At 67.7% G+C, this 7,959-nt stretch carries 7 protein-coding genes; all 7 read left to right on the top strand.

Features of this window, described 5'->3' with window-relative positions; all coding sequences use genetic code 11:
* Positions 1-258 (top strand): TetR family transcriptional regulator C-terminal domain-containing protein (locus AC1D15_RS11645; RefSeq protein WP_477826095.1); only part of this gene is annotated, 258 nt, incomplete at its 5' end.
* 44 nt (positions 259-302) lie between these two features.
* Positions 303-2,093, top strand: a complete 1,791-nt coding sequence (locus AC1D15_RS11640; RefSeq protein WP_477826094.1) for an acyl-CoA dehydrogenase C-terminal domain-containing protein — start codon at positions 303-305, stop codon at positions 2,091-2,093.
* 50 nt (positions 2,094-2,143) lie between these two features.
* Positions 2,144-2,587, top strand: a complete 444-nt coding sequence (locus AC1D15_RS11635) for a DUF2147 domain-containing protein (RefSeq protein WP_047500318.1) — start codon at positions 2,144-2,146, stop codon at positions 2,585-2,587.
* 23 nt (positions 2,588-2,610) lie between these two features.
* Complete coding sequence (locus AC1D15_RS11630) at positions 2,611-4,995, top strand: 3-hydroxyacyl-CoA dehydrogenase/enoyl-CoA hydratase family protein (protein ID WP_477826093.1); 2,385 nt, start codon at positions 2,611-2,613, stop codon at positions 4,993-4,995.
* A gap of 14 nt (positions 4,996-5,009) precedes the next feature.
* Entirely contained in the window at positions 5,010-6,206 is a 1,197-nt protein-coding gene (locus tag AC1D15_RS11625; protein ID WP_477826092.1) for an acetyl-CoA C-acyltransferase, read from the top strand.
* Positions 6,207-6,375: 169 nt separating this feature from the next.
* Positions 6,376-7,260, top strand: a complete 885-nt coding sequence (locus AC1D15_RS11620; RefSeq protein ID WP_477826091.1) for an alpha/beta hydrolase family protein — start codon at positions 6,376-6,378, stop codon at positions 7,258-7,260.
* Positions 7,257-7,959 (top strand): enoyl-CoA hydratase-related protein (locus tag AC1D15_RS11615; protein ID WP_477826090.1); only part of this gene is annotated, 703 nt, incomplete at its 3' end. The genes AC1D15_RS11620 and AC1D15_RS11615, both read left to right, overlap by 4 nt.

Below are 7,959 nucleotides of genomic sequence, written 5' to 3'. Positions count from 1 at the left end.
GTGCAGGCCTGGCACACCGCGCTGGAGAAGGCGATCCGCATCGCGATCGACGAGGGCCAGCTGCGCCCCGACACCGACCCGCTGCAGATGCTGTTCGAGATCCACGGCCTGATCCTCGCGCTGCACCACGACGCCCGCTTCCTGCGCATCCCCGGTGCGCTCGACCGCGCCCGCCATGCCTTCGAGCGCGTGCTCGGCTACTACGCGGTCGATGCGGCGGCCGCCCCCGCCAAGCCGCTGCGCGCCGCGCGCCGCTGAATCCGATTTCCCGAGTTTCCATTTCTTTCCCAGGAGTTTTTTCGATGGCTCAGTACACCCCTCCGTTGCGTGACATGCAGTTCCTGATGAGCGAAGTGCTGAACGTGGTCGACGAGCTGAAGGCCCTGCCGGCGCATGCCGACATCGACCTCGACACGATCAACGCCGTGCTCGAAGAGGGCGGCAAGTTCGCATCGCAGGTGGTGTTCCCGCTGAACCAGAGCGGCGACGAAGAGGGCTGCACGCTCGACAAGACCACGCACGAAGTGACCGCGCCGAAGGGCTTCAAGGAAGCCTATGCGCAGTACGTCGAAGGCGGCTGGCCGGCGCTGAGCTGCGACCCGGCCTTCGGCGGCCAGGGCCTGCCGCACGTCGTGAACCAGTGCTTCTACGAGATGCTGAACTCGGCCAACCAGGCCTGGACCATGTACCCCGGCCTGTCGCACGGCGCCTACGAGGCGCTGCATGCGCACGGCACCGATGCGCAGAAGGCGCTGTACCTGCCGAAGCTGACCAGCGGCGTGTGGACCGGCACGATGTGCCTGACCGAGCCGCACTGCGGCACCGACCTGGGCCTGCTGCGCACGAAGGCCGAACCGCAGGCGGACGGCACCTACAAGCTGACCGGCAACAAGATCTTCATCTCCGCCGGCGAGCACGACCTGGCCGAGAACATCGTCCACCTGGTGCTGGCGCGCCTGCCGGATGCACCGGCCGGCTCGAAGGGCATCTCGCTGTTCGCGGTGCCGAAGTTCAACGTCAATGCCGACGGCTCGATCGGCTCGCGCAACGGCATCTGGTGCGGCGGCCTCGAGCACAAGATGGGCATCCACGGCAACGCGACCGCGCAGATGGTGCTCGAAGGCGCCGTCGGCACGCTGGTCGGCCAACCGAACAAGGGCCTGGCGGCGATGTTCGTGATGATGAACGCCGCCCGCCTGGGCGTCGGCATGCAGTCGCTGGGGCTGACCGAAGTGGCCTACCAGAACGCGGTGGCCTACGCGAAGGAGCGCATCCAGATGCGCGCGCTGTCGGGCCCGAAGAACCCGGACAAGCCGGCCGACACGATCATCGTGCACCCCGACGTGCGCAAGATGCTGCTGACTGCCCGCGCCTATGCCGAAGGCGGCCGCGCGCTCGCGATGTGGACCACGCTGCAGCTCGACAAGGAGCTGGCCTCGGACGATGAGGACGTGCGCAAGGACTGCGCCGACCTGGTCGCGCTGATCACGCCGATCATCAAGGCCTTCATCACCGACAACGGCTGGATCGCGACCTCGCACTGCATGCAGGTGTTCGGCGGCCACGGCTACATCAAGGAATGGGGCATGGAGCAGTACGTGCGCGATGCCCGCATCAACATGATCTACGAGGGCACCAACACGATCCAGTCGCTGGACCTGCTGGGCCGCAAGATCCTCTCCGACAACGGCGCCAAGCTGAAGAAGTTCGGCAAGCTGGTGCAGGAGTTCGTCGAGGAAGAAGGCACGAACGAGGCGATGCAGGAGTTCGTGAACCCGCTGGCCGAGCTGGGCGACAAGGTCACGAAGCTGACCACCGAGCTGGGCATGAAGGCCTTCGGCAACGCCGACGAAGTGGGCGCGGCCGCGGTCGACTACCTGCGCGTGGCCGGCCACCTGGTGTTCGCGTATTTCTGGGCCCGCATGGCGAAGGTCGCGCTGGCCAAGGTGGACGGCGGTGATCCGTTCTACAAGGCCAAGCTCGCGACGGCACGCTTCTACTACGCGAAGCTGCTGCCCGAGACCGCCTCGCTGATCCGCACCGCGCGCACCGGCCTGAAGCCGCTGATGGAAATGGACGAGGCGCTGTTCTGAGCCTCTGCCTTGCACCCCGTCGAAACAAAACAAATCAGGAGAGACAAGCGATGAAGAGACTGCTGCTGGCACTCGCCGCCACGCTGGCCGTGGCGGGCGCCCATGCCCAGGCCACGCCCGCAGGGCTGTGGAAGACGATCGACGACAGCACGAAGAAGGAGCGCTCGCTGGTGCGCATCGTCGAGACCGACGGCGTGATCAGCGGCAAGCTCGAGAAGCTGCTGGATCCCGATGCGAAGCAGGACGCCGTCTGCGACGAATGCAGCGACGACCGCAAGGGCCAGCCGCTGGTCGGGCTGTCGATCATCCGCGGCGCGAAGAAGAGCGCTGACACCGACGGCTTGTGGGACGGGGGCAGYATCCTCGACCCGGCCAACGGCAAGACCTACAAGCTGCGCCTGAAGCCGATCGAGGGCGGCAAGAAGCTGGAAGTTCGAGGCTATGTCGGCGCGCCGCTGTTCGGCCGCACCCAGACCTGGATCCGGGTCGAGTAAATCAAAGTCAAAGGAGAAGAAACATGAGTCGCTTCAACGTCCGCAAGGTCGCCGTGCTCGGCGCCGGCGTGATGGGCGCGCAGATCGCCGCCCACCTGGTCAACGTCAAGGTGCCGGTCGTGCTGTTCGACCTGCCGGCAAAAGATGGCCCGAAGAACGGCATCGTCACGAAGGCCGTCGAAGGCCTGAAGAAGCTGAAGCCGTCGCCGCTGGGCATCCCGGAAGACGCCGCGCTGATCCAGCAGGCCAACTACGAGGAGCACAGCGAGCTCCTGAAGGATTGCGACCTGATCATCGAGGCCATCGCCGAGCGCATGGACTGGAAGCTCGACCTGTACAAGAAGATCGCGCCCTTCATTGCGCCGCACGCGATCGTCGCGAGCAACACCTCGGGCCTGTCGATCACCAAGCTGGCGGACGTGCTGCCCGAAGAGATCAAGCCGCGCTTCTGCGGCATCCACTTCTTCAACCCGCCGCGGTACATGTACCTGGTGGAGCTGATCCCGACCCCGGCGACGCGGCCGGAGATCCTCGACCAGCTCGAGACCTTCGTGACCACCGCGGTCGGCAAGGGCGTCGTGCGCGCGAAGGACACGCCGAACTTCATCGCCAACCGCGTCGGCATCGCCGGCATGCTGGCGACGATCAAGGAAGCCGAGAACTTCGGGCTGACCTATGACGTGGTCGATGACCTGACCGGCAAGAAGATGGGCCGCGCGAGCTCGGGCACCTTCCGCACCGCGGACGTGGTCGGCCTCGACACGATGGCGCACGTCGTGAAGACGCTGCAGGACAACCTGGCCGACGACCCGTTCTTCCCGAGCTACGCGACGCCGCCGGTGCTGGCCAAGCTGATCGAGCAGGGCGCGCTGGGCCAGAAGAGCGGCGCCGGCTTCTACAAGAAGGTCGGCAAGGACATCCTGCGCCTCGACCCGGCCAAGGCTGACTACGTGCCCGCGGGTGGCAAGGCCGACGAGATCGTCGCGCGCATGCTGAAGAAGGCCGCGCCCGAGCGCCTGAAGCTGCTGCGTGAATCCACCAACCCGCAGGCGCAGTTCCTGTGGGCGATCCTGCGCGACAGCTTCCACTACGTCGCGGTGCACCTGGCCGACATCGCCGATTCGGCGCGCGAGGTCGATTTCGCGATGCGCTGGGGCTTCGGCATGCAGCAAGGCCCGTTCGAGCTGTGGCAGGCCGCCGGCTGGAAGCAGGTGGCCGAATGGGTCAAGGCCGACATCGACGCCGGCAAGGCGCTGAGCAAGGCGCCGCTGCCGGCCTGGGTGTTCGACGGGCGCGAGGGCGTGCACTCGCCGGAAGGCTCGTGGAGCGCGTCGCAGAACAAGTACATCCCGCGCAGCACGCTGCCGGTGTATGCCCGCCAGCACTTCCCCGAGGCCGTGCTCGGCTCGGGCGCGGCCGATCCGCTGAAGGCCGGCACGCAGGAGTTCAAGAACGAGGAAGTGCGCGTCTGGTCGCTCGACGGCGAGGTGCTGATCGCCAGCATCACCGCGAAGCTGCACCTGATCAGCCCGACCGTCACCGAGGGCCTGCTGAAGGCGGTCGAGATCGCCGAAGCGAAGTACAAGGGCCTGGTGATCTGGTCGCCGGATGACGTGTTCTCGGCCGGTGCCAACCTCGAGGCGCTGATGCCGGTCTTCATGAAGAGCGGCGCCAAGGGCATCGCCCCTGAAGAGAAGAAGCTGCAGGACGCGATGCTGCGCATCCGCTACGCGCAGGTCCCGGTCGTCTCGGCGATCCGCGGCATCGCGCTGGGCGGCGGCTGCGAGCTGTCGGTGTACTCGGCCAAGCGCGTCGCGGCGATGGAAAGCTACGTCGGCCTGGTCGAAGTGGGCGTCGGCCTGATCCCGGGCGGCGGCGGTCTCGCGTACATCGCGCGCCGTGCGGCCGAGATGGCGAGCGCCGCGAACGCCAACGCCGACATCCTGAAGTTCCTGACCGACGGCTTCACGAACGCCGCGATGGCCAAGGTGGGCACCAGCGCGATCGAGAGCCGCAAGCTCGGCTACCTGCTGTGGAGCGACGTGATCGTCCCGAACAAGGACGAGCTGCTGTTCGTCGCGATCCAGCAGGCGAAGGCGATGTTCGACAGCGGCTACCGCGCACCAGCGAAGACGCTGTTCCCGGTGGCCGGCCGCAACGCCATTGCCACCATCAAGGCGCAGCTCGTCAACATGCGTGACGGCGGCTTCATCAGCGCGCACGACTTCCACATCTCGGCGCTGATCGCCGACGTGGTGTGCGGCGGCGATGTCGATGCCGGCTCGCTGGTTAGCGAGGAGTACCTGATGGCGCTGGAGCGCAAGCACTTCTGCGGGCTGCTGGAGCACCCGAAGAGTCAAGAACGGATCATGGGCATGCTGCAAACGGGCAAGCCTGTTCGCAACTGAGCGGAGAACACAACATGAGCAAGCAAGTGCAAGACGCCTACATCGTCGCCGCCACCCGCACCCCGATCGGCCGTTCGGGCCGTGGGTACTTCAAGAACACCCGCCCCGACGACCTGCTGGTCACCGCGATCCGCAGCGCGATGGCCCAGGTGCCGACGCTGGACCCGAAGGCGATCGAGGACGCCATCATCGGCTGCTCGTTCCCCGAGGGCGAGCAGGGCATGAACATGGCCCGCATCGCGGTCGCGCTGGCCTTCGCGCACCCGGTGGGCGGCGTGACGGTCAACCGCTTCTGCGCCTCGGGCGTGACGGCGATCCAGATGGCCGCCGACCGCATCCGCGTCGGCGAGGCCGACGTGCTGATCGCCGGCGGTGCCGAGTCGATGAGCCTGGTGCCGATGGGCGGCAACAAGCCGTCGTTCAACCCGCAGGTGTTCGCGAAGGATGAGAACGTCGGCATCGCCTACGGCATGGGGCTGACGGCCGAGAAAGTCGCCGCGCAATGGAAGGTCAGCCGCGAGGCGCAGGACGCGTTCGCGTACGAATCGCACATGCGCGCGCTGAAGGCGCAGAAGGCGGGAGAGTTCACGGACGAGATCACGCCGATCGAGATCGTCGAGCGCTTTCCGAACCTGCTGACCGGTGAGCAGGGCGTGAAGACCCGCACCGTGAGCCTCGACGAAGGCCCGCGCGCCGACACCTCGCCGGAAGGCCTGGCCAAGCTGAAGGCGGTGTTCGCCGCCAAGGGCAGCGTGACCGCCGGCAACAGCTCGCAGACGAGCGACGGCGCCGGTGCGCTGATCCTCGCGAGCGAGAAGGCCGTCAAGCAGTACGACCTGAAGCCGCTGGCCCGTTTCGTCAGCTTCGCGGCGCGCGGCGTGCCGCCCGAGATCATGGGGATCGGCCCGATCGAGGCGATCCCGGCCGCGCTGCGCTATGCCGGCCTGAAGCAGCAGGACCTGGACTGGATCGAGCTGAACGAGGCGTTCGCCGCGCAGTCGCTGGCGGTGATCAACAGCGTCGGGCTCGATCCGGCCAAGGTGAACCCGATGGGCGGCGCGATCGCGCTGGGCCATCCGCTGGGCGCCACCGGGGCGATCCGCGCCGCGACGGTCATCCACGCGCTGCGCCGCCACAACCTGAAGTACGGGATGGTGACGATGTGCGTCGGTACCGGCCAGGGCGCTGCGGGAATTTTTGAGCGCGTCTGATCTCTTCAAGCCAACGAGGTCCGAAGTAACCCCGTTCGCCCTGAGCCTGTCGAAGGGTCGGACTGAGCTCGTCGAAGGCCGCGTGCCACTGGCACCAACCCTTCGACGGACGGGTCCTCGACAGGCTCGGCCCCTGCTCAGGGCGAACGGATCGTGGGTGGAGGTGAGCATGGAGACGAGGCAACTCGAGACCGACGACGGCAGCCGGCTGTCGCTGCGCCTGTACCCGTCGGTCGGCGCCGCGAAAGCCGCGGTGCTGATCGGCGGTGCGATGGGCGTTCGCCAGGACTACTACCAGCCGTTCGCGCAATGGCTGGCCGGGCAGGGCTACGCGGTCGCGACCTTCGACTACCGCGGCATGGGCGAGTCGCGCGCGACGCCGTCGCTGCGCGGCCTGAAGGCCGACCTGTTCAGCTGGGCGCGCGACTACGACAGCGCGATCGATGCGCTGCGCGAGGCCGCGCCGGGCCTGCCGCTGTACCTCGTCGGCCACAGCCTGGGCGCGCAGCTGCCCGGCCTGCTGCGCAACCACGCGCAGGTCGACGGCCTGATCTCGGTGGCGGCCGGCAGCGGCTACTGGCGCGACAACGCGCCGCCGCTGCGCCGCATGATCCTGTACTTCTGGTACGTGCTGGTGCCGGTCGCGACCGCCGTCTTCGGCTACTTCCCCGGCAAGCGGCTGCGCAAGGTCGGCGACCTGCCGAAGGGCGTGATGCTGCAGTGGCGGCGCTGGTGCCTGCATCCGCGCTACCACGTCGGTGCCGAAGGGGCGGCGGTGCGCGAGCAGTTCGAGGCGGCGCGCTTCCCGCTGGTCGCGCTGTCGATCACCGACGATGAACTGATGACCGAGCGCGGCACCCGCGTGCTGGTCGATTGCTACCCGAATGCGCAGCGCCGCATCGAGCGCATCGCGCCGTCCGATGTGCAAGCGAAGCGCATCGGCCACTTCGGGCTGTTCCGCGAGCAGTTCCAGGCGACACTCTGGCCGCGCATGACGGCTTTGCTGCAGGGCTTCGGCCCGGCCTCACTGCACACGATGAAGGAGACGACATGAGCATCAAGACCGCCGTTCTCAACGGCGTATTCACCCTCGAGATCGCGCGCCCCGAGAAGAAGAACGCGATCACGATCGACATGTACCAGGCGATGGCCGACGGCCTGAAGGCCGCGCAGGCCGACGCCGCGGTGCGCGCGGTGCTGATCACCGGCCAGCCCGGCATCTTCACCTCGGGCAACGACCTCGAGGACTTCATGAAACGCCCGCCGAGCGGCCAGGACTCGCCGGTGTTCCAGTTCATGCAGGCGCTGAACGGCTGCGAGAAGCCGGTCGTCGCGGCCGTCACCGGTGCGGCGATCGGCATCGGCACCACGATGCTGCTGCACTGCGACCTGGTCTACGTGGCCGACGAGGCACGCCTCGCGATGCCGTTCGTGAGCCTGGGCCTGGTGCCGGAGTTCGCGTCGAGCCTGGTGGTGCCGCAGTTGGTGGGCCGCGTGAAGGCGGCCGAGAAGATCCTGCTCGGCGAGCCGTTCACCGGGGTCGAGGCGGTCGAGATGGGCATCGCCAACGCGGTGCTGCCGACCAGCGAGGTCGCGCAGCATGCGCGCCGCATCGCCGAGCGCTTCAACGCGCTGCCGCCGGGCGCCGTGCGCGACACGAAGAAGCTGCTGCGCCGCGCCGGCAGCGAGGCCACGCTGCAGGCCATCCAGGCCGAGGCGGCGATCTTCGCCGAGCGCCTCACCAGCCCCGAGG

This window comes from Rhizobacter sp. P2_H2, from assembly GCF_056403375.1.
This window is presented reverse-complemented; position numbering and strand designations above follow the sequence as displayed.

What these genes read in the sequence shown, in the direction of transcription:
- AC1D15_RS11625 (WP_477826092.1), top strand. Translation starts at nt 5,010, where the DNA reads ATGAGCAAGCAAGTGCAAGACGCCTACATCGTCGCCGCCACCCGCACC.
- AC1D15_RS11630 (WP_477826093.1), top strand. Translation starts at nt 2,611, where the DNA reads ATGAGTCGCTTCAACGTCCGCAAGGTCGCCGTGCTCGGCGCCGGCGTG.
- AC1D15_RS11620 (WP_477826091.1), top strand. Translation starts at nt 6,376, where the DNA reads ATGGAGACGAGGCAACTCGAGACCGACGACGGCAGCCGGCTGTCGCTG.
- AC1D15_RS11640 (WP_477826094.1), top strand. Translation starts at nt 303, where the DNA reads ATGGCTCAGTACACCCCTCCGTTGCGTGACATGCAGTTCCTGATGAGC.